Here is a 25455-nt window from a genome sequence, read left to right as displayed (position 1 = left end):
CGATGGCAGACTCCCTCCAGGTGGAGACGCACGGGCTCGACGTCATCGGCGACGCCGAGCGCAAGGGCACTCCGCGGACGCTGTTCTGGCCCTGGTTCGGGGCCAACGTCTCGATTCTCGGCCTGAGTTACGGCGCCTTCGCGCTCGGCTTCGGGATCTCCTTCTGGCAGGCGCTGGTCGCCGGTGTCATCGGCATCGTCTTCTCCTTCCTGCTGTGCGGATTCATCGCCGTCGCGGGGAAGCGCGGCTCCGCGCCGACGATGGTCCTCAGCCGCGCCGCGTACGGGGTGCGCGGCAACCGGCTGCCCTCGGTGATCTCCTGGGTGCTGACCGTCGGCTGGGAGACCGTGCTGTGCGCGCTCGCCACCATGGCCACCGCGACCGTGTTCGGGCGGCTCGGCTGGGGCGGCGGCACCGAGACCAAGGTGGTCGCGCTCGTCCTGGTCGGCGCGCTCACCGTCGTGGGCGGAGTGATGGGCTTCGACCTGATCATGCGGTTGCAGACCGTGATCACGGTCGTCACCGGCGTGCTCACCGTCGTCTACATCGCCCTGGTCGCCGACCACATCCACTGGAGCACAGTCAGCGCTCTGCCCGCGGGCTCCGCCCAGGAGTTCATCGGCGCCCTGGTCTTCATGATGACCGGCTTCGGCCTCGGCTGGGTCAACGCCGCCGCCGACTACTCCCGCTATCTGCCGCGTACTTCGTCGAGCAAGGGAGTCATCGGCTGGACCACCTTCGGCGCCTCGGTGGCACCGCTCCTGCTCCTCGTCTTCGGCCTGCTGCTGGCCGGCTCCTCCACCAAGCTCAACACCGCCGTCGCCGCCGACCCCATCGGCGCCCTCACCACGATCCTGCCCACCTGGTTCCTGGTCCCGTTCGCCGTGGTCGCGGTGCTCGGCCTGGTCGGCGGCGCGGTCCTCGACATCTACTCCTCCGGCCTGGCCCTCCTTTCGGCGGGCCTGCGGATCCCGCGCTACCTGGCCGCCTTCGTCGACGGCGTCCTGATGATCGCGGGCTCGATCTACATCGTCTTCTTCGCCGACGACTTCCTCGGCCAGTTCATGGGCTTCCTCACCACTCTCGGCGTCCCGATCGCCGCCTGGTGCGGCATCATGCTCGCCGACCTCGCCCTGCGCCGCCGCGACTACGACGAGGGCGACCTCTACCGCCCGGCCGGCCGCTACGGCGACGCCCAGCCCACCCCGCTTCTGCTCACCGTCGCCGCCACCGCCCTCGGCTGGGGCCTGGTCACCAACTCGGCGGCCAGCTGGCTGACTTGGCAGGGCTATCTGCTCGACCCCTTCGGCCTCGGCGGCAAGTCGGGCGCCTGGGCGTACGCCAACCTCGGCGTCCTCGCCGCCCTCGCGCTCGGCTTCCTCGGCACCCTCGCCCTGAGCCGGGACCGCGTCCAGGCCCAGGAGGCGCAGGCCCCGAGCCCGGTGGACGCCGAGGCGGCCGTATGACCACCGGCCTGCTCGCCGTCATCGACATGCAGCGCGTCTTCGCCGAGCCCGACAGCCCCTGGGCCGCGCCCCGTTACACCGAGGCCGCGGCAGGAGTACGACGCCTGCTGCCGGCCTACGGCGAACGCGTCGCCTTCACCCGCTTCCTGGCCCCCGCGAAACCGGACGGCGCCTGGCGCGCCTACTACGACCAATGGCCCTTCGCCCTCCAGCCGCCGGACGCCCGACTGTGGGAACTCACCGACGAGTTCACCGACCACGAGGGTCATCTCGTCGACGCCCCGACCTTCGGCAAGTGGACCCCGGAACTCGCCCGGCACATCGGCCCCGAAGGCCGTCTGGTCCTGGCCGGCGTCAGCACCGACTGCTGCGTCCTGTCCACCGCCCTCGCCGCCGCCGACGCCGGCATCGAGGTTCTGGTGGCCGCGGACGCCTGCGCGGGCGCCGACGACGACTCGCACGCCAAGGCGTTGCACGTCATGGACCTGTACCGGCCGCTGATCCGCGTGACCACCGTCGCCGGACTCCTCGGGGAGGCCGGGTGAGCGGAGTGCCTCTCAAGCACCAGCGCATCACCGAGGTGCTCGCGAAGGAGATCCGCAGCGGCCGGCGCCCGGCGGGGGAGCAACTGCCCGGCGAGCACGCGTTGGCCCAGCGGTTCGGAGTCAGCCGTACGACGGTCCGCGCGGCGCTCGCCGAACTGTGCGAGGCCGGTCTGATCGCCACCCGCACCGGCAAGGGCTCGTACGTCCTCTTCGTCGGCCGTTCGCCGGACGACAGCCTCGGCTGGGCCCGCGCCACTGCCCCCGGGGCATCGACGCGGAGCTGCGGACGCTGGCCGTGCGCGAGGTTCGTGCGACCGAGCTGGCCGAGCAACTCGCCGTGGACGATGGTGAGTTCGTGTGCGTGGAGCGGACCCGGGAGCTGGTCGCCGACGGCACGGTGGTGACGTACGAACGCAGCTTTCTGCCACCCGTGCCCGGCATACGGGAGCTGCCGGAACGCGGGCTGGCGGGGGAGTCGCTCGCAGAAGTGATGCTGCGGGCGGGGCTGCGTCCCGACCATGGCGAGCAGCGGCTGATCGGGCGGCGGATCGACGCGCGGGAGGCGGAGCTGCTGCGGCGGACGCCGGGCGACTGGTTCCTCGACACGCGGCGCACCAGCCGGGCGGCGGACGGCAGCTTCGTGGAGCATGTCGTCAGCCTGCTCGACCCCGACCACTTCCAGCTGACGCTCGAGTTCGGCTGACGGTTGGCGATTTCGGGTCGGTACCCCGGGCTCGTCGGCGTGTTCAATCACTCGTATCGCGTCACGAACCGGACGGCCCCAGACGTCAGGAGGCACCGTGCCCGCCCCACCCGAACCCGCCCTGACCGAAGACGAGATCGTCCGGCGCGCCGTGGCGCTCAGGCCCGTACTGCTCGAACGGCAGCCGGAGACCGAGCAGTTGACGCACTATCCGAAGGAGACCCACGAGGACTTCCTGCGGGCGGGGTTCTACCGGATCCTGCAGCCGCGGCGGTACGGCGGGTACGAGTTCGGGCTGCCCGTCTTCTATCGGGTGGTGACCGAGACCGCCCGCGGTTGCCCGTCCACCGGGTGGGCGCTCTCGCTGACCGCCGCCCACGTGCTCCAAGTGGCCACGCTCTTCGAGGAGAAGGCGCAGGACGAGATCTTCGGAGCCGACGGGGAGTTCCGGGCCGCGTCGACCGTGGTGCCGGTCGGCGTCGCGAGGCCGGACGGGGACGGGCACGTCGTGCTCGACGGCACCTGGCCGTACTCCTCCGGCGCGCCGTACTCGACCCACTACGTCGGTCAGACCCTGCGCGCACCCACCACCCCCGGCGACCCGCCCGGACCGCCGGTGCTGTTCGTCGCCCCGCGCTCGGCGTGGACGGTGCTGGACGACTGGCACGGGGTGCTGGGGCTGCGCGGAAGCGGGTCCAACAGCATTCACCTGGAGCAGGCGCGGATCCCCTCGTACCTCACCCGCGAGGCGTTCCTGCTCGACCTGCCCGTGGAGGGCGGCAGCGTGGGCTCGGAGCTGCATGGCAACCCGATGTACGCGGGGCGTGCGCCGAGCTTCTTCCACGGGGAACTCGCCGCCATCATGATCGGCATCGCGTACGCCGCCGCCGACGAGTACGCCCGGATCGTCGCCGCCCGCCCCCTCACCCTGGAACCCGACCGCACCCGCGCCGACCTGCACGACTACCAGCGGCACCTCGGCGAGGCGCTCGGCACGATCCACCTGGCCGAAGCCGCGTTGCGGCAGACCGCCGAGGACTGGATGGAGGTCTGCCGGCGCAATGTCCGCGGCGAGGCGCCCTTCACCACCGTCGAGGACAACCGGCTCGCGCTGACGTTCCTGAACGCCGGCCGCCTCGCCTGGGACGTCCTCCAGGGCACCCTCTTCCGCACGGCCGGCTCCCGGCACGCCCGCGACGGCGAGCGGATGCAGCGTTACTTCCGGGACGCGGCCACGTACTGGACGCACGTCGGCCCCAGCATGGCCGAGCCGCTGACCCGCCGCGTCGGCTGCGACCGCCTGGGTCTGCCCTCGGACCACATCGCCCTGATTCCGTAGCCTCCCGGGGGACCTTTGTGCGAGCGAAGGAATGCCCCGCTTCCGATCGGGTACGCGAGCAGGGCCGTGCCCGGAGCGATCTTGCCGTCGGGCGGGGCGTACCACCGTCGCTACCAGGGGAACTGCCATGGACACACCTGCCCACCGCAACACCACCACCCCGGCCCGGCAGGCGCTGGACGCGCTGGCCGTGAACACCGAGGACTCGACGGCGCTGGACACGCTCGCCGGCAGCGAGGTGCTCGTTCCCGTGCCCGACGACGCTGACCAGGACGGCGTCGATCCCGCCGCCGTGGCGCTACCCGTACTGGAGCAGCCCGGCGGGGACCCGGTCGTGCCGGTGTTCACCTCCGAGGTGGAGCTGGCGGAGCTGCTGCCGTACATCTCCCGCTACCGTCTGGTACCGCTGGGCGCGCTCGCCGCGCAGTGGCCGGCCGACGATCTGTCGCTCACCATCGACGCGGGGTCGGACCACCCGCTGACGCTGACCTCCGAGGGGGTACGCACCCTGCTGGCACGGCCGTAGCACGGGGCGAAGCGGGCCCGGCCACCGATCACGGCAGGGGAGCGGCCGGGCCCGGGCAGGGTGCGGGCGGTCTCCCGCTCCCGCACCCGGGCTCACGCACGGCACGAGGACGAACGGCGCCGACCCCGTTCATCCTCGGACGCCCGCGGTCGCCGTGCCAGACGATACGGCCGCGGGGGCCTCCGCGTCGCTCCCTGAAGCGCGGAGACTGTCCGCAAAACGCGGCGGATCGAGGCATTCACACGGCGCGCAGGGGCTGCGAGGGCGACTTCCCGCGCTGCAGCCGTACCTCGTTGACGTACGCCATCGGCAACATGCCGACGTGCTTGCGGAACGCCTCCCCCGAGGAGCACCTCGGTGGTGCAGTCCAGCTGCGTGCCCGCGCTCAGCATGGCACCGGCGGGGGCCGATCACGCGGGGGACGGGATCTTGCCACGCGTGTACGGTGAATCGGATGGAGCAGCGCATCACTCTGATCACGCTGGGTGTTTCCGATCTCGCCCGTTCCAAGGCCTTCTACGAGGCGCTGGGCTGGCGCGGCCAGGAGGTCGCGGAGACCGTCTTCTTCCAGGCCGGCGGCCTCGGGTTCGTCCTGTGGGGCCGCGACGAGCTCGCGCGGGACTGCGGTCTGGAGCCCACGCCGCCCGGCGGTTTCGGCGGAATCGCGCTGGCGCACAACGTCCGATCCGAGGCCGAGGTCGACGCGCTGCTCGCTGTCGTGGAGCAGGCCGGCGGGACCGTCACCAAGCCCGCCGCCGTCAACGCCATCGGCTTCTACTCCAGTGCCTTCACCGACCCCGACGGATACGCCTGGGAGGTCGCCCACAACCCGGGCTTCCCGTTGGCCGAGGACGGCTCGGTCACCATTCCCGACTTCGGTGACCTGGGGTAGTCCGGCATCCCGCTCCAGCGCCTGCGCAAGGGCCTGGTGAACCGTCCGTTCCCGGTGGAGTATCCACAGGAACCGACGAGGAGGCACCTCATGAAGGACCGCACCTACCTCAAACCGCCCTGGATGCAGCGGAACGTCGGAAACCGGCTCGCGCCACTGTTCGGACGGTCCGTCGTGTCCCGGCTCTCGGTGCGCGGCCGCACCAGCGGGCAGTGGCGCACGGTACCCGTCGCCGTACTGGAGCACGAGGGCTCGCGCTACCTCGTCTCCTACCGCGGCCTGAGCGACTGGGCGCTCAACCTCCAGGCATCGCCCGAGTGCCGGGTGACCGCCCACGGCCGCACCGAGGACCTGATGGCGGAGGAGGTCCCCCAGGCCGACCGGCCGCCGATCATGGCGGCGTACCGCGACAAATACGGCTCCATGCCGACCGTCTCAGCGGTGCTGACCGCGCTGCCGGACCCCGCCGACCATCCGGTCTTCCGCCTGCACGCCCGGAGTTGAGCGCGCGGCACGGGGCCGGGGTGCCGGTTCCTCACGCCGCGGTGACCGCTGCCCGCTGCGGGAAGGTGACGCCGGTCAGCTCCTCGGAGAGCGTCCACAGACGGCGTGCGGCGGCCGGGTCGCTCGCTGCGGGGGAGCGGCCGACCAGGGTCGGGGCGCCGCGCATCTCGCCGAGGCCGTCGGGGCCGACATAGCTGGCGCCGGGGAGGTCCTGGACCGCGGCGAAGAGGGTCGGCAGGGCGCCGGCCTTGTTGTCCTGGGCCATGAAACGGTTGCCGACCCGCATCAACGCACGCCGCAGCGCACTGCCGTCATGGCTCTGCAGGTTCGTGGCGGCATAGCCCGGGTGGGCTGCCGTGGCCCGCACGGACGAGCCCGCCTCGGTCAGCCGGCGCTGGAGTTCCAGCGTGAACAGCAGGTTGGCCAGCTTGGACTGGCCGTACGCCTTCATCGGGGCGTACTCGCCGGTGAGGTTGGGGTTGTCGAAGTGGATGTACGGGCCGCCGATCTTGTGCGCGCCGGACGACACGGTCACCACCCGGCCGGTGATGTGCGGCAGCAGCAGGTTCGTCAGGGCGAAGTGGCCCAGGTGATTGGTGCCGAACTGGGTCTCGAAGCCGTCCTTCGTGGCGGACTCCGGGATGTTCATCACGCCGGCGTTGTTGATGAGCAGGTCGAGGCCGCCCTGCCAGCTCGCGGCGAACTCCCGTACGGACGCGAGGTCGGCCAGGTCGAGGCGGCGTACTTCCACGCTCCCGTTCACCCCGGCCGCCGCTGCCTCGCCGCGCTTCGGGTCCCGGACCGCGAGCACGACGTGCGCGCCCGCGCCGGCCAGCGCCTCCACGGTCGCGATGCCGAGTCCGCTGTTGGCGCCGGTGACGACGACGGTGCGGCCGGTCTGGTCGGGGAGGTCGGACACGTTCCACTTGCTGGGTGCAGTAGTCATGACGCCAATGTAGGCGCCGCCAACAATGCTGTCAATGACAACAATGATGACGGCGCCAACAATGTAGGCGCCAAACACATCCCCGATACACTGGCGCCCATGTACACCCGCCCTCGCAGCTACCACCACGGAGACCTGCGCGCCGCACTGCTGACCCGCGCCGAGGAGACGCTCCGGGAGAAGGGGCCCGCAGCGCTGTCGCTGCGGGAGCTCGCCCGCGATCTCGGCGTCAGTCATGCCGCGCCGAGCCGCCACTTCAAGGACAAGCAGGCGCTGCTCGACGCCCTGGCGCTGACCGGGTTCGACCGGCTGGCGGCGGCCATGCAGGCGTCGCAGGAGGGGGTCGGGGAGTCGTTCGCGGAGCGCGTCGACGCCATGGTCCGCGCCTATGTGGGATTCGCGCTCGGCAACGCCGTACTGCTGGACCTGATGTACACGATCAAGCACGACCCGGAGGCGTCCGAGGAGCTGGTCGCGGCCACGGCGCGCTGGTCCGACCACCTCGTGGAGCTGATCGTCGACGGGCAGCGCCGGGGTGAACTGCGGGCCGGGTCACTGGAGTCCGTGGCCGTCCCCGTCTTCGCGACCCTGCACGGTTACGCCGACCTCGCGGCGACCGGCATGCTGCCTCCCGAGACGGACGAGCACGCCCTGGACGACGTGATCGCCTACATCCTGCGCGGATCGGCGCCGGAGTAGAGGGCGTTCGGGCTCACTGGCCCAACATCCGCTCCAGCGCGGCGCGTTGCAGCGGCCGCACCTCGGCGTGCAGGTCGCGGCCCTTGGGGGTGAGGGCGACCCACACGCCGCGCCGGTCCTCGACGCAGACGGAGCGCTCCAGCAGACCGTCCTTCTCCAGTCGGCCGATGAGCCGGGAGAGCGCGCTCTGGCTGAGATGGACCCGGCCGACCAGGTTCTGCACCCGGCACTGGTCCCCGTCGCGGGGCGACTCGGAGGCGAGGATGTCCAGCACCTCGAAGTCGCTCGCGCCCAGGCCGTGCGGGTGCAGTACCCGGTCGATCTCGCACATCGTGCGAGCGTGCGTGGACAGGATGTCCCGCCACCTGTCCTCGAGCCGGGCGTCGGCCGTCTGTGCTGCCATACCCGCACGGTAACACCGAATCGACCATTCGTTGAGTGTGCAATTAGTGCGGGTGCATGGAGTGGTGAAGGTCAGGAGGTCGGGTCCTGGAGCAGGCCGACGTGGTTGCCGTCCGCGTCCTTCACGAAGGCGATCAGCCGGCCGTTGCCGACGTCCTGGACGTCCTGGAGCACCTCGGCGCCGGCCTCGCGCAGGGCGGCGAGCCGGTCCCGGATGTCGGAGACGTGCCAGTAGGGCACCGGTCCGGTCATGCCCTTGGCGTGTCCGTTGGGGTCCAGGCCGACATCCTGTCCGGCGGCCTTGAAGCCGACGTAGTACGGCTCGTCCGCGTACGGCTCCACCTCCAGCAGCGCGCTGAACAGGGCCTTCGCCGCGGCGATGTCCTTGACGGGGTAGATGACGGTCTGCAGGCCGGCGGTCATGGTGTGCTCCTCCGCATGGGGTGGCCCGACGGTTTTCGTCGGTGGTCTCACGCTAGGACGGGGGAGCGGGGGACGGCTTCTCGGATCCTGACCGCTTCGGGCCGGCGGTCCCCCGGCGGCCGGATCAGCGGTCCGCCACCAGCAGCCGGTAGCCGACGTCGAATCTGTCGAGGGCCAGCAGATCGGCGTGCCGGTCGTGCCAGCGGCCCGTCGCCAGGTCGTCGCGGAGGGCCGCCAGACCGGGCGCGAGGGCGTCTTCCCCCGTCTGGGCGAACAGGGAGATCCCGCCACGCACGCGTGGGTCGAGATAGGCGTGCGGGCGGCGCCAGAACGCGGCGCCGAACCCGTCGGTGCAGTCGTGCGGGACGGGGACGGGCTCCACCCGCGCCCCGCCGAGCAGGGCGGCCAACCGCTCGATCGGTACGGCCCTGGTGTCGTCGAAGGCGGCCGCGCCCGGGAGGTAGTCCCGCACGAGCCAGAACCGCTCGCGGAAGATCCGCTGGTCCCAGGTCAGGACGACGACGCGGCGCCGGGCGATCCGGCGCAGCTCGGCGAGACCGGCGGCCAGGTCGGCCCAGTGGTGGACGGTCAGCAGCGCCATCACGGCGTCGGCGGCGCCGGTGCGCACCGGAAGCCGCTCGGCGACCGCGCGCACGGCGGGTGCGGAGCCGGGCGGGCGCTGGGCGATCATGACCTGGCTCGGCTCGACGGCGAGAACCGTACGCGGCGGCTCGTAGGAGCCGGTGCCCGCGCCCACGTTGACCACGTCCGAGGCGTCCCCGAGCGCGGCGTGGATCCGCGCGGCGATCCGCGGATCCGGTCGCCGGGTGAGGCCGTACGTCGTACCGAGCGTGTCGTATGTGGCCATGCCCCTCAGTATGCGAAGGGGCCGCCGCGTAGGGGAGGGACCAACGGGCCGGGGTCCGGGGGCGGTTGGCCTCCGGACCCCCATGCTCACGTCGAGTCCCGCTTCACCAGCTCGGTCGGCAGGATCACCGCCGCCGGGTCCTCGCCGCCGATCTGTGCCAGCAGTACCCGTACCATCTCGGCGCTGATGCGGTCGTAGGGCTGGCGGATCGTGGTGAGGGGCGGGGTCGCCTCGACCGCCGCGATCGAGTCGTCGAAGCCGCCCACCGAGACGTCCTCCGGGACCCGGCGGCCCGCCCGGTGCAATGCCGTCAGGGCGCCCTGCGCCATCAGGTCGGAGGCCACGAACACGGCGTCCATGTCCGGGACCCGGGCCAGCAGCCGCTCGGCACCGGCCTCGCCGCTGGCCCGGCTGTAGTCGCCGGAGACGACGAGGCGTTCGTCGATCTCTATGCCCGCCTCGGTGAGGACCTCCTTGTAGCCGGCGAGACGGTCCACACCGCCGGGAGTGTCCAGCGGTCCGCTCACCATGCCGATACGGCGGCGGCCCAGCGACAGCAGATGGCGCACCATGTCCCGGGCACCGTCCCGGTCGTCCGCCGCCACGTAACTCACCTTCGAGCCCAGCCCCATGGGCTTGCCACACTGCACCAGGGGCACGCCCGCCTTGTGCAGCTCCTCGGCGACCGGGTCGCCGGAGTGGCTGGACACCAGGAGCACTCCGTCGACATGGCCGGCCGTGATGTACCGCGTGATGCGACGCCGTTCGTCCTTGGTGCCGGCCAGCATCAGCAGCAGCGGGATGTCGTGCGCGGCCAGCGCCTGGGTGCAGGCGCTGAGCAGCACGTTGAAGTTGGGGTCCTCGAAGAACCGCTCCTGGGGTTCCGTCAGCAGGAAGCCGACGGAGTCCGATCGGCCGGTGATCAGCGAGCGGGCGTGCCGGTTGACGACGTAACCCGTCTTGCGGATCGCCGCGTTGACGGCCTCGGCCGCGGCCGGGCTGACGTAGTGCCCGCCGTTGAGCACCCGTGAGACGGTGCCGCGCGAGACCCCTGCCTCGCGGGCCACGTCGTGGATGGTCGGCGGTCGGCGTCGGCCCCCCGTGTTGCTCATGGTCATGACTTTACGGCTCCGGACAGCAGATCGAGGCTCCAGAACCGCTGGATGACCAGGAAGAGCGCGATGAGCGGAAGCACCGCCAGGAACGCGCCCGTGATCACCAGGGTGTAGAGCGCGGGAGTGTTGGCACCCTGTTCGAGCAGCGTGTACAGACCGAGCGTGATCGGGAACTTCTCGTCGTCGCTGAGCATGATGTACGGCAGCAGGAAGTTGTTCCACACGGCCACGAACTGGAACAGGAACACCGTCACCAGACCCGGCACCATCATCGGCAGCGCGACCCGCGTGAAGATCCGCCACTCGCTCGCCCCGTCCATCCGCCCGGCCTCGACCACGTCGGACGGTACGGCGGCGGCCGAGTAGATCCGCGCCAGGTAGACGCCGTACGGCGAGAGGATCTGCGGGAGCAGCACGGACAGGTAGGAGTCCGAGAGGCCCGCCTTCGCCAGCAGCAGGTACTGCGGGATGGCGAGGATGATCGGCGGCATCAGCACACCCGCGAGCAGGACGTTGAAGATCGTCTCGCGGCCGCGGAAGCGGTAGATCGCCAGCGCGTAGCCGCTGAACGCCGACACGCACGTCGACAGCAGGGCGCCCAGACCGGCGTAGAAGGCGGAGTTGGCCATCCACTTCCAGTACACGCCGTCGCGATAGGCGCTGAGCTGCTTGATGTTGTCGGAGAAGCCGGTGCCGGGCAGGAAGGTGAACGTGGAGAACAGCTCGTGGCCCGACTTGGTGGACGCGATGACCACCCACGCCACCGGCAGCAGCGTGTAGATCGCGCCGAGCACCAGCGTGATCGTCGGGACCAGGGCGATACGGCGGCGCAGCGGCGGACGGCTCCGGGTGGCACCGGTCGTGCCGGCCGCCGACGGGGCCTTGTGGACGGCGAGGGAACTCATCGTGCTGCCTCCTGCTTCTGCCGGCGGTTCGCGGCCCGCAGGAAGCCGAAGGACAGGACGAGCGTCGCGATGGCGATGATCACGGCCTCGGCGGCCGCCTGGTAGATGTCGCCCTTGCGGAACGCGTCCTGGTAGACGGTCATCAGCGGACTCCAGGTCAGCGGCAAGGAGTTGGTGAGCGGCTTGAGGGTGGTCGGCTCGTTGAACACCTGGAGCGTCGCGATGATCGAGAAGAAGAAGGTCAGCACCAGCGAGGGCGCCACCATCGGGATCTTGATCTTCAGTGCGGTCTGCAGCGGGGTGGCGCCGTCCAGCTTCGCCGCCTCGTACACCTCGGCCGGGATCGACTGGAGCGAGGTGTAGATGACGATCATGTTGAAGCCGGTGCCGCCCCAGACCGCGATGTTGGACATCGCGAGGTACAGCGGGCCCCCGTCGAGCAGGTTCGGCTGCGGCAGGTGCAGCTTGTCGAGCACGTAGTAGAAGGGGCTGACGTCGGGCAGGTAGAGGAATCCCCACATCAGCGCCGCCACCACGCCGGGGATGGCGTACGGCAGGAAGATCGCGAGCCGGGTGAAGGGGGCGAGCCGCACCCGGTCCGAGTCGAGCATCAGCGCGAACAGGAGGGCGAGGCCGAGCATCACCGGGACGACGATGCAGCCGTAGCCCAGCACGCGCAGCGCCCCGTGCAGCAGCTCGCTGTCGGTGAGGGCGTCGGAGTAGTTCTCCAGGCCGGCCCAGACCTCCTTGCGGGCACCCGAACCCAGGCCGAGCCCGGAGACGTGCACCTTGCGGAAGCTCAGGTAGGCCGCGTAGCCGATGGGCAGCGCGAAGAACAGCGCGAAGAGGACCGTGGCGGGGAGGAGGAAGGCGTACGGGGCCCCCTTGACCCCGTACGACTTCCGGCGTGCGCTGGTCACTCGGAGACCTCGAAGCCCTGCTTCTTGAGGTCGGCGACCGTGGCGTCCTGCATCTTGTCCAGGGCGGCGGCGAAGTCCGACTTGTTCTTGGCGGCGGCACCGAAGGCGTCGTTGAAGGTCGTGTAGGCGACGTTCACGTTCGGGCCCCAGGCGGAGGGTGCCGTGGTCTTCGCGATCTCGGCGGCCTTGGTGTAGAAGTCCGACTGGTTCGAGAAGTAGGCCGGCGGGGTGGCGAAGGCGCCGCTGGTCTGGGCGTTGGTGGCGGCCGGGTAGATACCGCTCTCCTTGGCCAGCGCCTGGAGGGCCGTGCCGTCCGTGTTCAGCCAGGCGGCGAACTTCGCGGCGGCCGCCTTGTGCGCGGAGTCGGTGGTGACGGCGGTCGAGGAGCCGCCCCAGCTGCCGGTGACGTTCTTACCGGCGGACCACTGGGGGAGCGGGGCCATGGCCCACTTGCCCTTGGTGTCCGGCGCGGCCGTGGTCAGGGTGCCCGGCGCCCACACGGCGGAGACCCAGGCGATCTGCTTGCCGGTGTTCAGCGCCTTGTTCCAGGACGGCGTGTACATCGGCTGGTTGTCGATCGCGCCTTCCTTGACCAGGCCGCCCCAGAAGTCGGCGACCTTCTTGGTGGCCGTGTCGTTGATGCCGACCTTCCACTTGTCACCGGAGGTCGTCCACCACTTGGCGCCGGCCTGCTGGGCGAGGCCCGCGAAGAGGCCGGAGTCGTTGGCCGAGAAGGTCGTCAGGTCCTTGTCCGGGGCCTTCTTCTTGAGCGTACGGGCGGTCTGCGCGAACTCGTCCCAGGTCGTGGGGACGGTCAGGCCGTACTTCTTGAAGAGGTCGGCGCGGTAGTAGAACATCATCGGGCCGATGTCCTGCGGCACGGCGTACACCGCGTCCGTGCCCAGCGTGGTCTGCTGCCAGACACCGTCGGCGAACTTGCTCTTGGCGTCGCCGACCTCCTTCGATATGTCGGCGAGCGCGTCATTGCTGACCAGCGTCGGCAGCGCCTGGTACTCGGCCTGCACCAGGTCGGGCGCCGTCTTCGCCTTGTGCGCGGTGAGGATCTTGGTGACCAGCGTGTCGCCGGACGCCTGCTTCTTGACCGTGACCGTGATCTGGTCCTTCTTGCCCGGACCCTTGTTCCACAGGTCCACGACCTTGTCCATGCCGGGCGTCCAGGTCCAGTACGTCAGCGAGACCGGACCGGACTCGGCCTTGCTGTCCGAGTCGGACGAACCGCACGCGGCGAGTGCGGTGGCGCCGAGGGCGACGGCGACAGTGGTTGCCACGAGGCGGCTGCGCTTCGTGTTGGGCATGGATCTCTCCCCTGACCTGGGTCCCCGCCTGCTGCGGGAACCTGCCATGCGCATCACATGAGCCGGTCCCCGCCCGTCGCGAGGACCTGTCATGGTGCTCTGTGAGCGTTCACAGTAGAGAAACATCCCGGACACTTGTCAATGGTTGTTGCTGTGCGGTTATGTTGGGCTCGCACCGCCGCCGCTGTGTGTGCACGTTCCCAAATGATCGACCAAACGGGAGAGATCCATGCCGGAGACCAGCCCCAGGGGCCTCACCAGGCTCGCCTTCGGTGGGGACTACAACCCCGAGCAGTGGCCGGAAAGCGTCTGGCACGAGGACGTCCGGCTGATGCGCGAGGCCGGCGTCACCATGGTGAGTGTCGGAATCTTCTCCTGGGCGCTCCTCGAGCCCTCACCCGGGGAGTACGACTTCGGCTGGCTCGACCGGATCATCGACCTGCTGCACGAGAACGGCATACGCGTCGACCTGGGCACACCCACCGTCTGTCCGCCCGCCTGGTTCTACCGCGCCCACCCCGAGGCGCTGCCGGTGAGCCGCGAGGGCGTGCGCTACGAGTTCGGCTCCCGCGCCGCGATCTGTCACAGCAACGCCGACTACCGCGCGGCCGCCGCGGCGATCACCACCAGGCTCGCCGAGCGCTACGGCGCACACCCGGCCCTGGCGATGTGGCACGTGCACAACGAGTACGGCGTCCCCGTCTCGGCCTGCTACTGCGACTCCTGCGCCGCCCACTTCCGGCGCTGGCTGGAGTCGACGTACCAGACCGTCGAAGCCGTCAACGAGGCCTGGGGCACGGCCTTCTGGGGACAGCGCTACGGAGACTTCGGGCAGGTCAACCCGCCGCGTGCCACCCCCACGGCCGTCAACCCGGCGCAGGCGCTGGACTACAAGCGCTTCGCCGACGCCACCATGCGCGAGAACTTCGTCATGGAGCGGGACATCCTGCACCGCCTCGCACCCGGCATCCCGGTCACCACCAACTTCATGACCGCGCTCAGCCAGTGCGACTCCGTCGACTACTGGGCCTGGGGCCGCGAGGTGGACCTCGTCACCAACGACCACTACCTGATCACCGACGGCCGCCGCACCCATGTCAACCTCGCGATGGCCGCCGACCTCACCCGCTCCGTCGCCGACGGCGCACCCTGGCTGCTCCTGGAGCACTCCACCTCGGGCGTCAACTGGCAGCCCCGCAACCCCGCCAAGGCCCCCGGCCAGATGGCCCGCAACTCCCTCGCCCATGTGGCCCGCGGCTCCGACGGCGCGATGTTCTTCCAGTGGCGCCAGTCCCGGCGCGGCGCCGAGAAGTTCCACTCGGCGATGCTCCCGCACGGCGGCACCGACACGCGCGTGTGGCGTGAGGTGGTGGAACTCGGCGCGTCCCTCGACTCGTTGAGCACCGTCCGCTCCACCCGCACCGAGGCCGACGTGGCCGTCCTGTGGGACTGGCACTCCTGGTGGGCGCAGAACCTGGAGTGGCGCCCCAGCGAGGACCACGACCCGCGCGAGCGCGCCGATGCCTTCTACGAGGCCCTCTACGACCGCCACCTCACCGTCGACTTCGCCCACCCGGAAGCCGACTTGTCGAGGTATCCCCTTGTCGTCGTGCCCGCCCTCTACCTGATGACGGAGGCGGCCGGAAACAACCTCAGGGAGTACGTCGAGAACGGCGGCACCCTCGTCGTCTCGTACTTCTCCGGCATCGTCGACGAGCACGACGCCGTCCACGCGGGCGCCTACCCGGGTGCGCTCAGGGACGTGCTCGGCCTGACCGTCGAGGAGTTCTCGCCGCTGCTCCAGGGCCAGTTGGTGCGCGTCACCGGCCCGGACGGCTCCGAGCTGGCCGGCGACGTGTGGAGCGAGTTCGTCGTTCCGCGCGGTGCCGAGACCGTCTGGACCTATGCCGACGGCCTGACCGCCGGCCACCCGGCCGTCACCCGCCACCACCTCGGCGAGGGCACCGCCTGGTACGTCTCCACCCGCCTCGGCGCCGAGGGCCTGGACGCCCTGCTGGGCTGGGCACTCGAGGACGCCCGGATCGCCCCGCGCGCCGACCTGCCCCGCGACGTCGAGGTCGTGCGCCGCACCGGCGAGTCGGGCAGCTACCTGTTCGCCATCAACCACACCACGTCGGACGCCAAGGTGCCGCTGGACGCGCACGGCACCGAGCTGCTGACCGGTGAACGCGCCGCGGGCCGCCTCGCCCTGCCCGCGGGAGCCGTCCGGGTCGTACGACTGGACGGCTGAGCCGACTCCCCTCCGCCCGCGCGTGCCACGAGAGCCGCGGGCGGAGGGGCTCTCCCTCCGGGTGCCACCGGAAGGAACCCCCATCGGGGAAACCCCCACTGGAGGGGACGCCCCATCCCCATCACGTCGAAGGGACGACGGACGAAGATGTTCCATCCCAGACGCACACTAAGGGCCCTGCTGCTGCCGCTCGTGGCCGGGCTCGCCCTCGTCGCCCTGCCCGCCCCCAGCGCGCAGGCCGCCAGCACGCTCACCAACGGCGGATTCGAGTCCGACGGCACCGGCACGGCGACGCCGACCGGCTGGTCGACGTACTCGGCGGCCGGTCAGAACTCGGCCTCGTACACCGAGTCCGGTGGCCACAGCGGAAGCTACCGCCTGGCCAACTACTCCGCCTCCGCCTACAAGGTGGAGACGTACCAGTACCTGTCGGGCCTGACCAACGGCAACTACACGCTCACCGCCTGGGTCCGCTCCAGCGGTGGTCAGAACTCCGCGTACATATCCCTGAAGAACTGCGGCAGTTCGGAGCAGAAGACCGATCTGCCGGTCTCCACCAGCAGCTGGGTGCGGATCGTCACGTCGATCAACGTGACCAACAACCAGTGCACCATCAGCATCAACAGTGACGCGAACGCGGGCAACTGGATCAATGTTGACGACCTGACCTTCGCATCCGGCTCGACCGGACTGTCGATCAAGGGTTCCGACATCTCGTCCCTCGCCAAGAGCGAGGCCCTCGGCGGTGTCTACAAGACCAGCTCCGGCACCACCGGCGACGCGGTCACCATCCTGAAGAACGCCGGCATGAACTACGCGCGCCTGAAGGTGTGGGTCAACCCGGCCGACGGCTACAACAACAAGACGCATGTCCTGGCCGTCGCCAAGCGCATCAAGGCCGCCGGCATGAAGCTGCTGGTCGACTTCCACTACTCGGACACCTGGGCCGACCCGGGCAAGCAGACCAAGCCGGCCGCCTGGTCCTCGCACACCTACAGTCAACTCAAGACGGACGTGTACAACCACACGTACGACGTGTTGAACGCATTGAAGGCCCAGGGCACCACGGCCGACATGGTCCAGGTCGGCAACGAGATCAACGGCGGCATGCTGTGGTCCGAGGGCTCCACCGACAACTGGTCGCAGCTCGCCGGCCTGATCAACTCCGGCTACAGCGCGGTCAAGGCGGTCTCCTCCGGCACCCAGGTCGCGCTGCACCTGGCGAACGCCGGTGACGACGCGACGGTCCGCTGGTGGTTCGACAACGCCAAGGCCTACGGCATCAACTACGACGTGATCGGGCTGTCGTACTACGGCTACTGGCACGGCTCCCTCGCCGCCGCGCAGACCACCCTGGACGACGTGGTCTCCCGCTACGGCAAGCCGGTGTTCGTCGCCGAGACGGCCTACCCGTTCACGCTGTCCCAGAACGACTCGCTGGAGAACCAGATCGACACCAGCGCCGAACTGGTCACCGGCTACCCGGCCACCCAGGCGGGCCAGCTGGCGTGGATGAACGCCGTCGCGAACATCGTCGAGGCCGTCCCCGGCAACAAGGGACTCGGCGTCTTCTACTGGGAGGCGACCTGGACCGCGGTCACCGGCAACGGCTGGGACCCGACCGACTCCACCTCCGGCAACGGCTGGGAGAACCAGGCCCTGTTCGACTACTCCAACAAGGCCACTTCCGCCATGAGCTGGTTCAGCCATCGCTGAACCATGAGAAGAGGGCCCGGCCGCAGGGGAGCGGCCGGGCCCTCGCCCTTTTCGTACGGGGTCCGGGACCGACGCGCCCGGAGGAAGCGGACCGTTCGGTACCGGACAAGGAGCTCCGAGTCCCGGACACGACGGCGGGTCCTGCGGGACAGTGGGAGGACGCGGTTTGCGGTGGTCCGTCCGGAGAAGGGGACGCGATGTTGAGGACTTCCGTCGGCGAGACACGGCTGGACATCCTGGAGTGGCTGAAGGACCCCGCCGATCATTTCCCACCGCAGTCGCACGGGGGCGGCGTCGAAAGAGGCGTGACCGTGGAGGCCGTCGCCGCGAAACTCGGCGTGCCCAGCGCGGTCGCCGGCACCCATCTCGGTCTGCTCGCGGACATGGGCCTGCTGACCGCCCGCAGGATCGGCCCGCGCACCTACTACCGGCGCGACGAGGTCCGGATCGCCGAGGTGGCGCGGATGTTCGAGAAGGGCTGGTAGGCGCGGTGTTCTGGGCCTAGACCTTGCCTTCGGGCGACCGGGCGGGGTCCCCGGGCGTCTCGGTGGGCGGGGCTTCCTCCTCCGTGTATCCGAACCGCTCGCACAGCAGCCGGCCGATCAGCGCACCGCCGTAGACGACGAAGCCCACTCCGACCAGCCAGGACTCCACGACCAGGATGGTGCCGACCGGGCCGTAGCTGATCGCGTTGGTGACCAGGAGCGGGGTGAACACCAGGTACGAGAACCAGCGCAGGCCCACCAGGCCCGCCATCGTGGCGAGCGCGCCGGGCAGCAGATGCAGCCGGCGCACCCGGCGGTTGAGCAGGAAGTACGGACCCCACCAGAAGAACAGCACCCCGGCCGCCATGCTGAGCAGGATGCGGGGCGGTCCCTCCAGTACGTTCCGGGTCTGCACCTGGGTGTACACGTACGCCATGAGCACGACCAGCCAGACCGCCTGCCGCCAGATCCGGTGCCACGGACCGGCCGACGGCATCCAGATCCGCTCGTAGCCGTTCTGCACGCTCGCTGCGAACGACAGCCCGAACAGTGCGAGCAGCGCCACGCTCAGCGCGCCGGCGGTGCCGACCACCTTGCTGGTCGGGCCGAAGACCTCCGACAGGGCCCGCGCGGACCGCCCGGACAGGTCCATCCCGTCCACCAGCCACAGCGCGAACCCGCCATGGCCCAGCGGATCCGCCGCCGCGACCACGATCAGCAGCGGCGCCAGCGTGACCAGCGCGAGCGTGGCGAACCCCAGGGCCCGGTGCAGCAACTCCAGCTCCCGGCCCCGGCGGTGCAGCTCGGCCAGCCCCGACCGGTGCCACCAGCGGGCCGACCGTGACATGGGACCACTCCTTCTCGGCGATGTCCTCAGTGGCCGGGAAAGCGTCGAGGTAAACCTGATCGAGTGACCCCGCGCCCGGCGGACCACCTCCTACGTGCCAGCATGAACTGTCCCGACCTCGACGAGGAGGTTTCACATGGACCGACCCACCGCGCTCGTCCCGCTGCGTTACGTCGCCATCGGCGGCCGCGGCCCCGAGGACGTCGTCGCCGACGACCGGGGACGTGTGCTGACCGGTGTGGAGGACGGCCGCATCCTGCGCATCGACGGCCTGACCGGCGAGGCACCCGCCCGGGTCGAAGTGCTCGCCGAGACCGGCGGCCGACCGCTCGGCCTCCAACTCCTGCCGGACGACGCCCTGTTGGTCTGCGACGCCGAACTCGGCCTGCTCCGCGTCGACCTGCGCGAGGGCATCGTGCGTATCCTCGCCGACTCGGTGGCGGGGGAGCGGCTGCGGTTCTGCAGCAACGTCGTCGCCCTGTCCGACGGCAGCGTCTGCTTCACCGTCTCCAGCCGGGTGCACCCCCTGGATCACTGGATCGGCGACATCGTCGAACACACCGGGACGGGGCGGCTGTTGCGCCTCCAGCCGGGCAGCGAGGTGCCCGAAGTGCTGCTGGAGGGGCTCCAGTTCGCCAACGGCCTCGCGCTCTCGGCCGACGAATCGTTCCTGGTCGTCGCCGAGACCGGCGCCCGCAGGCTCACCCGCTACTGGCTCACCGGCCCGAAGGCCGGGCACGGCGAGCCCTTCGCCGAGAACCTGCCCGGCATGCCCGACAACATCTGGCGCGGCGCGCCGGACGGGCCGATCTGGGTCTCCCTGGCCTCCCCGCGTCTCCCGCCGCTCGACCTGCTGCACCGCACCCCGCCCGCCGTCCGCGGCGCCGCCGCCCGCATCGCCGTACACGCCCCGTACCGTCCCGCCGGCACCGTCGGCGTCCTCGCGGTCGACGACCAGGGCGCAACCGTCCACCACCTCGCCCGCCGCCGCTCCGGCTTCCGCATGGTGACCAGCGTCTGCGAGGCCGCCGGCCACCTGGTGCTCGGCAGCCTGTGGGAGCGGGGCATCGCGGTCTGCGAGCGGCCCGCCCCGAAATGACCACGGTCCGGGCCGGGCGCTACCCTGTAGCCCGGCCGCGACCACGTGATCGCGGCGCGGCGGTGGGGCCCGCCGTACCCGAACCGCGGCATCGGTGTCGCCAACGGTCCCTACTTGCGACGGAGCGGCGCCCGTATGCCCGGGCCCCGGCGAGTAGGAGACGTACGACCATGACAGCCCCGGAAGCCGAGAGCCTCCGCACCCGTCCCCGGGCCCCGCGACCGCCGGCCTGGCGCGCCCAGGCGCCGATCCTCGCGGTGGTCGCCCTGGGCGGGGCCATCGGTGCCACCGCCCGCTACGCACTCGCCCAGTGGTGGCCCACCCCGCCGGGCGGATTCCCCTGGGCGACCTTCTGGACCAACGTCGTCGGCTGCGCCGTGATAGGCGTGTTCATGGTGATCATCACCGACGTCTGGGCCGCCCACCGCCTCGTCCGCCCGTTCTTCGGCACCGGTGTCCTCGGCGGCTTCACCACCTTCTCCACGTACGCCGTCGACATCCAGCGCCTGGTCGACTCCGGCCATCCCCGCACGGGACTGGCCTACCTCGCCGCGACCCTGCTCGCGGCCCTCTCCGCGGTCTGGCTCGCGGTCGCCGCGTGCCGCCGAGTCCTGAAGTGGAGGCAGCCATGACGAGGCTGACCGGCAACGCCCTGCGCGTGACCGTCTTCATCGGCGAGAACGACACCTGGCACCACAAGCCCCTCTACTCCGAGATCGTGCACCGCGCCCACGCGGCCGGGCTCGCCGGCGCCAGTGTCTTCCGCGGCATCGAGGGCTTCGGCGCCTCCTCCCTGATCCACACCACGCGGCTGCTCTCCCTCAGCGAGGACCTGCCCGTCGCGATCGTCATCGTCGACACCGAGGAGCGGGTACGGGCCTTCCTGCCCGAGCTCGACGAACTTGTCGGCGAGGGACTCGTCATCCTCGACGACTGCGAGGTGATCAGGTACGTCGGCCGCGAGAGCAGCTCCGGCAAAACGGACAGGAAGGGTAAGAGGTCGTTGTGAACTGGCTGTTGGTGATCGCGGGCGCCATGGTCGGCGCCCCGCTGCGCTACCTCACCGACCGCGCGGTGCAGTCCCGGCACGACACGGTCTTCCCCTGGGGCACCTTCGCGGTGAACGTCACGGGCTGCCTGATCCTCGGTCTCCTGACGGGCGCCGCGGCCCAGGGAGCGGCCGGTTCCCACCTGCAACTGCTCCTCGGCACCGGCCTGTGCGGGGCCCTCACGACGTACTCGACCTTCTCGTACGAGACCCTGCGGCTTACCGAGACGGGGGCGGGGCTCTACGCTGCCGCCAACGTCGTGGGGAGCGTGACGGCGGGTCTCGGTGCGGCATTCGTCGGGGTGTCGATCGCCCAGGCCCTGTGGGCCTGATTACCCGGACCGCTCCCGCGCGTAGTAAGACTGTCTACAGCACTGTCGACCAACTCCTCCAGAACTGGATCCCATGAGCGTCATCAACGTCGGCCAGGCCGCCGTCCTCGGAGTCGTCGAGGGACTGACCGAGTTCCTGCCCGTCTCCTCCACCGGCCATCTGAAGATCACCGAGGGGCTCATGAACATCCCCGTCGACGACGACGCCGTCGTGGGGTTCTCGGCCGTCATCCAGGTCGGCGCGATCGCCGCCGTGCTCCTGTACTTCTTCAAGGACATCGTGCGGATCGTCTCCGCGTGGGGCAGAGGCCTGCGCAACAAGGAGGAGCGGTACCACCACGACTACAAGTTCGCCTGGTGGGTCATCTACGCCACCATCCCGATCGTGATCGTGGGTCTGGCCGCCAAGCCGCTCATCGAGGGTCCGCTCGCCTCCCTGTGGGTGGTCGCGGCCTCGCTGATCGTCGGCAGTGGCGTGATGTGGGCGGCGGACCAGATGGGCCGGCACAAGCGCGGTGAGGACGACACCACGTTCAAGGACGCGATGCTGGTCGGCGGCTCGCAGATCCTCGCCCTGCTCTTCCCCGGCTTCTCCCGCTCCGGCGCCACCATGTCCACGGCCCTCATCCTCGACCTGGACCGCGTCGCCGCCACCCGCCTCTCCTTCTTCCTCGGCATCCCGGCCCTGACCGGCGCCGGCCTGTACGAGCTCAAGGACGCGCTCGGCGCGGGCGTGGGCGCCGCCCCGCTCGCCGTCGGCACGATCGTGTCGTTCGTCGTCGCCTACGCCTCCATCGCCTGGCTGCTGAAGTACGTGGCCAAGCACTCCTTCAACGCCTTCGTGATCTACCGGATCGTCGTGGGCGTGCTGCTGCTGGGGCTGCTCAGCTCGGGTGCCCTCAACAGCTGACGGAAGTCGGCCCCGGTCGTCCGGGCGCCGGATGAGTGAAGGGGGCCGGGCTGGGGACTTGGCGTTCAGAGCGGGTTCAGCGGCGTTCCCCTGGGGGCTGACCCGGTCAGGCTCCTCTGGTTCAGACCACGAGCCGGGGGAGCCGCCCCGTGTGTCAGGACGCCCCGCCCTGTTCGCAGACCCGGCGGGCGACCTCGCGGAGTTTGATGTTCTGCTCCTGCGAGAAGCGGCGGAGGGCGTCGAAGGCCTGCTCCTCGGTGAGGTTGTGGGCGCCCATGAGGATGCCCATGGCCTCGCCGATGAGGTGCCGGGTGGCGACCGCCTGCTCCATCTGGGCGTGGGAGCGTGCGCTGGAGAAGGCGACGGCGGCATGGGAGGCCAGCAGCCAGCCGGCCAGTTCGCTGGCCTCGGTGAAGGTGCCGGGCTTGCGGGAGTAGAGGTTCAGCGCCCCGAACTCCTCGTCCTCGGTGAACAGCAGGAAGCCCATCATGCTGCCGATGCCGAGGGTGCGAGCCCGGTCGGCATAGGCGGGCCAGGGCGGGTTGGCCTCGGTGAAGTCCGCGATGCGGAAGACCCGCTCGCCCTGCAAGGTGCGGGCGGCCTCGAAGCACGGCCCCTCACTCAGCCGCCCCTGTAGCTCGTCGCTGTCGACGACCAGCTGCTCCGTGGGGGCGAGGGTCTCCACCTCGGTGCCGTGCAGTACCAGAATGCCCGCCGCGTCACAGCCCTCCACCAGCTCGGTCGCCGAGTGGGTGATCCGTTCCAGGGTGGCGTCGACCGATTCCTGGGCGAGCAGATCGCGGGCCATCGCCGCCATCTGCTGCGCGAACCGAGCCCAGTCCATATCGTCCTCCGCCTCTCGGCCCGTGCCGGCCAACAAGGCGTCTACCCAGCCTTTCCCACTCCTTTCCGGCCGCCCGCCCCATGAGTTTCCTCTCCAGCCTCCCTTGACAGCTCCGGCCCGTCACCCGCAGGATCGCTCTCGTGAACCTGTCAGACAGCAAGACAGCCAGTCAGGGTCCGCGGCGCATCAGCGCGATGGAAGCGGTCCTGGCGCATCTGCGTGCCGCCATCGAGCACGGCGAGTACGTGGTGGGGGACAAGCTGCCCTCCGAGGCGGAGCTCTGCCGCACCCTGGAGGTCAGCCGGCCCGTGCTGCGCGAGGCCCTCAGGGCGCTGCAGACGATGGGCCTGACCGTCTCCAAGACCGGCAAGGGCACCTTCGTGGTCGCCAGCACCGTAGAGGACCCCACGTTCGGCGACTACGCGGCCAGCGACCTGCTGGAAGTGCGCCGTCATGTGGAGATCCCGGTGGCGGGCTACGCGGCCGTGCGCCGCACGTCCGAGGACCTCGACCACCTGGCGCACCTGCTGGAGCGCATGGAGCGGGAGACCGACACCACCTCCTGGGTCGCCCTCGACACGCTGTTCCACCTCGCTGTCGCCCAGGCCGCCCAGAACCCGGTCTTCCGCCGGGTCATCGAGGAGATCCGCGACGCACTGGCGCGTCAGTCGGCTTTCCTCAACGAGCTGGGCGGACGCCGCGAGCAGTCCAACCGCGAGCACCGGGCGATCGTCGAGGCGCTGATGGACGGTTCCGAACTCGACGCCGTGGACGCCATGGCGCACCACCTCGACCGCGTCGAGACGACCCTCACCGACATCGTGCGCCCCGCGCGCACGGACACCCCAGCGGAAGGCGGACCCGAGGCGTGAGCGAGCAGTTCCTCAAAGACGAGACACGCCCCTCGTCCCAGCACGTCGACGCCGGAGACGCCGGCTACAGCAAGTCCCTGAAGTCCCGGCACGTCAACATGATCGCCATCGGCGGGGCCATCGGCACCGGCCTCTTCCTCGGCGCGGGCGGCCGGCTCGCCGACGCCGGCCCGTCCCTCTTCATCGCCTACGCGGTCTGCGGCGTCTTCGCCTTCCTCGTCGTGCGCGCCCTCGGCGAACTCGTGCTGTACCGGCCCTCCTCCGGCGCCTTCGTGTCGTACGCCCGTGAGTTCCTCGGCGAGAAGGGCGCGTACACCGCCGGCTGGATGTACTTCCTCAACTGGGCGACGACCGGCATCGCCGACATCACCGCGGTGGCCACGTACACCCACTACTGGGGCATGTTCTCCGACATTCCTCAATGGTTGATCGCATTGATCGCCCTCGCGGTCGTCCTGACCGTCAACCTGATCTCGGTCAAGATCTTCGGCGAGCTGGAGTTCTGGTTCGCGATCGTCAAGGTCAGCGCGCTGGTGGTCTTCATGTGCATCGGCATCTTCCTGCTGGTCACCCAGCACCCCGTCGACGGGGCCGCCCCCGGCCCGTCCCTGATCACCGACAACGGCGGTATCTTCCCCAACGGCCTGCTGCCCATGCTGCTGATCATCCAGGGCGTGGTCTTCGCCTACGCCTCCGTCGAGCTGGTCGGCGTCACGGCGGGCGAGACCGAGAACCCCGAGAAGATCATGCCGAAGGCGATCAACTCGATCATGTGGCGCGTTGGCATCTTCTACGTCGGCTCGGTCGTCCTGCTCTCGATGCTGCTGCCCTGGAACAAGTACACGGCGGGCGAGAGCCCCTTCGTGACCGTGCTCTCCAACATCGGCATCCCGGCGGCCGGCGGCGTCATGAACCTCGTCGTCCTCACCGCCGCCATGTCCTCGCTCAACTCCGGCCTTTACTCCACCGGCCGCATCCTGCGCTCCATGGCGATGTCCGGCTCGGCCCCCAGGTTCACCTCGGTAATGAGCCGCAGCCAGGTCCCGTACGGCGGCATCCTGCTCACCAGCGGTATCTGTGTCCTGGGCGTCGGCCTCAACTTCGTGGTCCCGGCGGACGCCTTCGAGATCGTCCTGAACTTCGCGGCGATCGGCATCCTCTCCACCTGGGGCATGATCATGATCTGTCACCTCCTCTTCTGGCAGAAGACCCAGAAGGGCGAGCTGACCCGCCCCGGCTACCGACTGCCGGGCTCCCCCTGGACCGAACTGGTGACGCTGGCCTTCCTCGCCTCCGTCCTGGTCCTCATGTACGCCGACGGAGGCGCCGGCCGCACCACCGTGCTGTGCCTGCCGCTGATCGTCGGAGCCCTGGTTGGCGGATGGTTCGGCATCCGTGGCCGGGTCGCCCGCAAGTCCATCGAGAACACGACGACCGGAGCCGACGCGTGACCCTCGCGTCGCGCCCCTGACAAGAGGCAGT

Annotated in this window: 29 protein-coding genes; 19 read left to right on the top strand and 10 right to left on the bottom strand. The window is 70.2% G+C overall.

The window, feature by feature from the left end; translation table 11 throughout:
- Positions 1-2: 2 nt before the first annotated feature.
- The 8 genes from ACQEWB_RS03400 to ACQEWB_RS03365 all read left to right on the top strand — a co-directional run bounded on the left by ACQEWB_RS03400 (position 3) and on the right by ACQEWB_RS03365 (position 5975).
- Positions 3-1466: a purine-cytosine permease family protein gene (locus ACQEWB_RS03400; protein WP_432826862.1), complete on the top strand. Its 1464-nt coding sequence runs from the start codon at positions 3-5 to the stop codon at positions 1464-1466.
- Positions 1463-2011, top strand: coding sequence for a cysteine hydrolase family protein (locus ACQEWB_RS03395; RefSeq protein WP_432826860.1), 549 nt, complete (start codon positions 1463-1465; stop codon positions 2009-2011). Before ACQEWB_RS03400 ends, ACQEWB_RS03395 begins: the two co-directional genes overlap by 4 nt.
- A complete protein-coding gene (locus ACQEWB_RS03390) occupies positions 2008-2415 on the top strand; it encodes a GntR family transcriptional regulator (protein ID WP_432826858.1) in 408 nt (135 codons plus the stop codon). Before ACQEWB_RS03395 ends, ACQEWB_RS03390 begins: the two co-directional genes overlap by 4 nt.
- On the top strand, positions 2307-2714 hold the full coding sequence (locus ACQEWB_RS03385; protein WP_432826856.1) for a UTRA domain-containing protein: 408 nt from the start codon (positions 2307-2309) through the stop codon (positions 2712-2714). Before ACQEWB_RS03390 ends, ACQEWB_RS03385 begins: the two co-directional genes overlap by 109 nt.
- Before the next feature lie 97 nt (positions 2715-2811).
- The gene (locus ACQEWB_RS03380; RefSeq protein ID WP_432826854.1) at positions 2812-4053 is read left to right on the top strand and encodes an acyl-CoA dehydrogenase family protein; all 1242 of its coding nucleotides are present in this window, start codon (positions 2812-2814) and stop codon (positions 4051-4053) included.
- 127 nt (positions 4054-4180) lie between these two features.
- Positions 4181-4579, top strand: a complete 399-nt coding sequence (locus ACQEWB_RS03375; protein WP_432826853.1) for an SseB family protein — start codon at positions 4181-4183, stop codon at positions 4577-4579.
- Positions 4580-5033: 454 nt separating this feature from the next.
- Positions 5034-5471, top strand: coding sequence for a VOC family protein (locus ACQEWB_RS03370; protein WP_432826851.1), 438 nt, complete (start codon positions 5034-5036; stop codon positions 5469-5471).
- 90 nt (positions 5472-5561) lie between these two features.
- Positions 5562-5975 carry a nitroreductase family deazaflavin-dependent oxidoreductase gene (locus ACQEWB_RS03365; protein ID WP_432826849.1) on the top strand — a complete coding sequence of 138 codons (414 nt, stop codon included), beginning with the start codon at positions 5562-5564 and terminating at the stop codon, positions 5973-5975.
- Between the two features lie 31 nt (positions 5976-6006).
- Here the strand turns inward: ACQEWB_RS03365 and ACQEWB_RS03360 are convergent, their stop codons facing one another.
- The gene (locus ACQEWB_RS03360; RefSeq protein ID WP_432826847.1) at positions 6007-6921 is read right to left on the bottom strand and encodes an oxidoreductase; all 915 of its coding nucleotides are present in this window, start codon (positions 6919-6921) and stop codon (positions 6007-6009) included.
- 99 nt (positions 6922-7020) lie between these two features.
- On the opposite strand from ACQEWB_RS03360, the gene ACQEWB_RS03355 reads away from it, so the two are divergent.
- Complete coding sequence (locus ACQEWB_RS03355; protein WP_432826845.1) at positions 7021-7620, top strand: TetR/AcrR family transcriptional regulator; 600 nt, start codon at positions 7021-7023, stop codon at positions 7618-7620.
- 13 nt (positions 7621-7633) lie between these two features.
- Here ACQEWB_RS03355 and ACQEWB_RS03350 read toward each other — a convergent pair whose 3' ends face one another.
- The 7 genes from ACQEWB_RS03350 to ACQEWB_RS03320 all read right to left on the bottom strand — a co-directional run bounded on the left by ACQEWB_RS03350 (position 7634) and on the right by ACQEWB_RS03320 (position 13569).
- Complete coding sequence (locus ACQEWB_RS03350) at positions 7634-8023, bottom strand: MarR family winged helix-turn-helix transcriptional regulator (RefSeq protein ID WP_432826843.1); 390 nt, start codon at positions 8021-8023, stop codon at positions 7634-7636.
- Positions 8024-8094: 71 nt separating this feature from the next.
- Positions 8095-8445 (bottom strand): VOC family protein, encoded by a 351-nt coding sequence (locus ACQEWB_RS03345; RefSeq protein WP_432826841.1) that lies wholly within the window; start codon positions 8443-8445, stop codon positions 8095-8097.
- 124 nt (positions 8446-8569) lie between these two features.
- Entirely contained in the window at positions 8570-9313 is a 744-nt protein-coding gene (locus ACQEWB_RS03340; protein ID WP_432826839.1) for a class I SAM-dependent methyltransferase, read from the bottom strand.
- Positions 9314-9399: 86 nt separating this feature from the next.
- Positions 9400-10431, bottom strand: a complete 1032-nt coding sequence (locus ACQEWB_RS03335) for a LacI family DNA-binding transcriptional regulator (protein WP_432826837.1) — start codon at positions 10429-10431, stop codon at positions 9400-9402.
- Positions 10428-11333: a carbohydrate ABC transporter permease gene (locus tag ACQEWB_RS03330; RefSeq protein ID WP_432826835.1), complete on the bottom strand. Its 906-nt coding sequence runs from the start codon at positions 11331-11333 to the stop codon at positions 10428-10430. The genes ACQEWB_RS03335 and ACQEWB_RS03330 overlap by 4 nt, the downstream gene beginning before the upstream one ends.
- Positions 11330-12253 carry a carbohydrate ABC transporter permease gene (locus ACQEWB_RS03325; RefSeq protein WP_432826833.1) on the bottom strand — a complete coding sequence of 308 codons (924 nt, stop codon included), beginning with the start codon at positions 12251-12253 and terminating at the stop codon, positions 11330-11332. The genes ACQEWB_RS03330 and ACQEWB_RS03325 overlap by 4 nt, the downstream gene beginning before the upstream one ends.
- Positions 12250-13569, bottom strand: coding sequence for an ABC transporter substrate-binding protein (locus ACQEWB_RS03320; RefSeq protein ID WP_432826831.1), 1320 nt, complete (start codon positions 13567-13569; stop codon positions 12250-12252). The genes ACQEWB_RS03325 and ACQEWB_RS03320 overlap by 4 nt, the downstream gene beginning before the upstream one ends.
- A gap of 229 nt (positions 13570-13798) precedes the next feature.
- On the opposite strand from ACQEWB_RS03320, the gene ACQEWB_RS03315 reads away from it, so the two are divergent.
- The 3 genes from ACQEWB_RS03315 (at position 13799) to ACQEWB_RS03305 (ending at position 18021) form a co-directional block, all read left to right on the top strand.
- A complete protein-coding gene (locus tag ACQEWB_RS03315; protein WP_432826829.1) occupies positions 13799-15820 on the top strand; it encodes a beta-galactosidase in 2022 nt (673 codons plus the stop codon).
- Positions 15821-15967: 147 nt separating this feature from the next.
- Positions 15968-17536, top strand: coding sequence for a glycosyl hydrolase 53 family protein (locus ACQEWB_RS03310; RefSeq protein ID WP_432826827.1), 1569 nt, complete (start codon positions 15968-15970; stop codon positions 17534-17536).
- Positions 17537-17733: 197 nt separating this feature from the next.
- Positions 17734-18021: an ArsR/SmtB family transcription factor gene (locus tag ACQEWB_RS03305; protein ID WP_432826825.1), complete on the top strand. Its 288-nt coding sequence runs from the start codon at positions 17734-17736 to the stop codon at positions 18019-18021.
- Between the two features lie 16 nt (positions 18022-18037).
- On the opposite strand, the gene ACQEWB_RS03300 is transcribed toward ACQEWB_RS03305, so the two are convergent.
- Positions 18038-18868, bottom strand: a complete 831-nt coding sequence (locus ACQEWB_RS03300; RefSeq protein ID WP_432826823.1) for a ribonuclease BN — start codon at positions 18866-18868, stop codon at positions 18038-18040.
- A gap of 136 nt (positions 18869-19004) precedes the next feature.
- Here ACQEWB_RS03300 and ACQEWB_RS03295 point away from each other — a divergent pair, with 136 nt between their 5' ends.
- The 5 genes from ACQEWB_RS03295 to ACQEWB_RS03275 all read left to right on the top strand — a co-directional run bounded on the left by ACQEWB_RS03295 (position 19005) and on the right by ACQEWB_RS03275 (position 22257).
- Positions 19005-19967: an SMP-30/gluconolactonase/LRE family protein gene (locus ACQEWB_RS03295; protein ID WP_432826821.1), complete on the top strand. Its 963-nt coding sequence runs from the start codon at positions 19005-19007 to the stop codon at positions 19965-19967.
- Between the two features lie 170 nt (positions 19968-20137).
- Complete coding sequence (gene crcB / locus ACQEWB_RS03290; protein WP_432826819.1) at positions 20138-20599, top strand: fluoride efflux transporter CrcB; 462 nt, start codon at positions 20138-20140, stop codon at positions 20597-20599.
- Complete coding sequence (locus ACQEWB_RS03285) at positions 20596-20976, top strand: DUF190 domain-containing protein (protein ID WP_432826817.1); 381 nt, start codon at positions 20596-20598, stop codon at positions 20974-20976. Before crcB (ACQEWB_RS03290) ends, ACQEWB_RS03285 begins: the two co-directional genes overlap by 4 nt.
- Positions 20973-21347, top strand: a complete 375-nt coding sequence (gene crcB / locus ACQEWB_RS03280) for a fluoride efflux transporter CrcB (RefSeq protein ID WP_432826815.1) — start codon at positions 20973-20975, stop codon at positions 21345-21347. Before ACQEWB_RS03285 ends, crcB (ACQEWB_RS03280) begins: the two co-directional genes overlap by 4 nt.
- A 73-nt stretch (positions 21348-21420) precedes the next feature.
- The gene (locus ACQEWB_RS03275) at positions 21421-22257 is read left to right on the top strand and encodes an undecaprenyl-diphosphate phosphatase (RefSeq protein WP_432826813.1); all 837 of its coding nucleotides are present in this window, start codon (positions 21421-21423) and stop codon (positions 22255-22257) included.
- Between the two features lie 154 nt (positions 22258-22411).
- Here ACQEWB_RS03275 and ACQEWB_RS03270 read toward each other — a convergent pair whose 3' ends face one another.
- The gene (locus ACQEWB_RS03270) at positions 22412-23101 is read right to left on the bottom strand and encodes a GAF and ANTAR domain-containing protein (protein ID WP_432826811.1); all 690 of its coding nucleotides are present in this window, start codon (positions 23099-23101) and stop codon (positions 22412-22414) included.
- Positions 23102-23295: 194 nt separating this feature from the next.
- Between ACQEWB_RS03270 and ACQEWB_RS03265 the strand changes: the two genes are divergently transcribed.
- Together ACQEWB_RS03265 and ACQEWB_RS03260 are read left to right on the top strand one after the other, a co-directional pair.
- On the top strand, positions 23296-23973 hold the full coding sequence (locus ACQEWB_RS03265) for a FadR/GntR family transcriptional regulator (RefSeq protein WP_432843625.1): 678 nt from the start codon (positions 23296-23298) through the stop codon (positions 23971-23973).
- The gene (locus ACQEWB_RS03260; protein WP_432826809.1) at positions 23970-25424 is read left to right on the top strand and encodes an amino acid permease; all 1455 of its coding nucleotides are present in this window, start codon (positions 23970-23972) and stop codon (positions 25422-25424) included. The genes ACQEWB_RS03265 and ACQEWB_RS03260 overlap by 4 nt, the downstream gene beginning before the upstream one ends.
- Positions 25425-25455: the final 31 nt, after the last annotated feature.

This window comes from Streptomyces sp. CA-249302 (assembly GCF_050936785.1).
GTDB lineage: Bacteria > Actinomycetota > Actinomycetes > Streptomycetales > Streptomycetaceae > Streptomyces.
Note: the sequence above shows the minus strand (reverse complement) of the source record. Positions and strands in the feature narration are given on the sequence as shown.

What these genes read in the sequence shown, in the direction of transcription:
- ACQEWB_RS03400 (WP_432826862.1), top strand. Translation starts at nt 3, where the DNA reads ATGGCAGACTCCCTCCAGGTGGAGACGCACGGGCTCGACGTCATCGGC.
- ACQEWB_RS03395 (WP_432826860.1), top strand. Translation starts at nt 1,463, where the DNA reads ATGACCACCGGCCTGCTCGCCGTCATCGACATGCAGCGCGTCTTCGCC.
- ACQEWB_RS03375 (WP_432826853.1), top strand. Translation starts at nt 4,181, where the DNA reads ATGGACACACCTGCCCACCGCAACACCACCACCCCGGCCCGGCAGGCG.
- ACQEWB_RS03370 (WP_432826851.1), top strand. Translation starts at nt 5,034, where the DNA reads ATGGAGCAGCGCATCACTCTGATCACGCTGGGTGTTTCCGATCTCGCC.
- ACQEWB_RS03365 (WP_432826849.1), top strand. Translation starts at nt 5,562, where the DNA reads ATGAAGGACCGCACCTACCTCAAACCGCCCTGGATGCAGCGGAACGTC.
- ACQEWB_RS03360 (WP_432826847.1), bottom strand. Translation starts at nt 6,921, where the DNA reads ATGACTACTGCACCCAGCAAGTGGAACGTGTCCGACCTCCCCGACCAG.
- ACQEWB_RS03355 (WP_432826845.1), top strand. Translation starts at nt 7,021, where the DNA reads ATGTACACCCGCCCTCGCAGCTACCACCACGGAGACCTGCGCGCCGCA.
- ACQEWB_RS03350 (WP_432826843.1), bottom strand. Translation starts at nt 8,023, where the DNA reads ATGGCAGCACAGACGGCCGACGCCCGGCTCGAGGACAGGTGGCGGGAC.
- ACQEWB_RS03345 (WP_432826841.1), bottom strand. Translation starts at nt 8,445, where the DNA reads ATGACCGCCGGCCTGCAGACCGTCATCTACCCCGTCAAGGACATCGCC.
- ACQEWB_RS03340 (WP_432826839.1), bottom strand. Translation starts at nt 9,313, where the DNA reads ATGGCCACATACGACACGCTCGGTACGACGTACGGCCTCACCCGGCGA.
- ACQEWB_RS03335 (WP_432826837.1), bottom strand. Translation starts at nt 10,431, where the DNA reads ATGACCATGAGCAACACGGGGGGCCGACGCCGACCGCCGACCATCCAC.
- ACQEWB_RS03330 (WP_432826835.1), bottom strand. Translation starts at nt 11,333, where the DNA reads ATGAGTTCCCTCGCCGTCCACAAGGCCCCGTCGGCGGCCGGCACGACC.
- ACQEWB_RS03320 (WP_432826831.1), bottom strand. Translation starts at nt 13,569, where the DNA reads ATGCCCAACACGAAGCGCAGCCGCCTCGTGGCAACCACTGTCGCCGTC.
- ACQEWB_RS03315 (WP_432826829.1), top strand. Translation starts at nt 13,799, where the DNA reads ATGCCGGAGACCAGCCCCAGGGGCCTCACCAGGCTCGCCTTCGGTGGG.
- ACQEWB_RS03310 (WP_432826827.1), top strand. Translation starts at nt 15,968, where the DNA reads ATGTTCCATCCCAGACGCACACTAAGGGCCCTGCTGCTGCCGCTCGTG.
- ACQEWB_RS03305 (WP_432826825.1), top strand. Translation starts at nt 17,734, where the DNA reads ATGTTGAGGACTTCCGTCGGCGAGACACGGCTGGACATCCTGGAGTGG.
- ACQEWB_RS03300 (WP_432826823.1), bottom strand. Translation starts at nt 18,868, where the DNA reads ATGTCACGGTCGGCCCGCTGGTGGCACCGGTCGGGGCTGGCCGAGCTG.
- ACQEWB_RS03295 (WP_432826821.1), top strand. Translation starts at nt 19,005, where the DNA reads ATGGACCGACCCACCGCGCTCGTCCCGCTGCGTTACGTCGCCATCGGC.
- crcB (WP_432826819.1), top strand. Translation starts at nt 20,138, where the DNA reads ATGACAGCCCCGGAAGCCGAGAGCCTCCGCACCCGTCCCCGGGCCCCG.
- ACQEWB_RS03285 (WP_432826817.1), top strand. Translation starts at nt 20,596, where the DNA reads ATGACGAGGCTGACCGGCAACGCCCTGCGCGTGACCGTCTTCATCGGC.
- ACQEWB_RS03275 (WP_432826813.1), top strand. Translation starts at nt 21,421, where the DNA reads ATGAGCGTCATCAACGTCGGCCAGGCCGCCGTCCTCGGAGTCGTCGAG.
- ACQEWB_RS03270 (WP_432826811.1), bottom strand. Translation starts at nt 23,101, where the DNA reads ATGGACTGGGCTCGGTTCGCGCAGCAGATGGCGGCGATGGCCCGCGAT.
- ACQEWB_RS03265 (WP_432843625.1), top strand. Translation starts at nt 23,296, where the DNA reads ATGGAAGCGGTCCTGGCGCATCTGCGTGCCGCCATCGAGCACGGCGAG.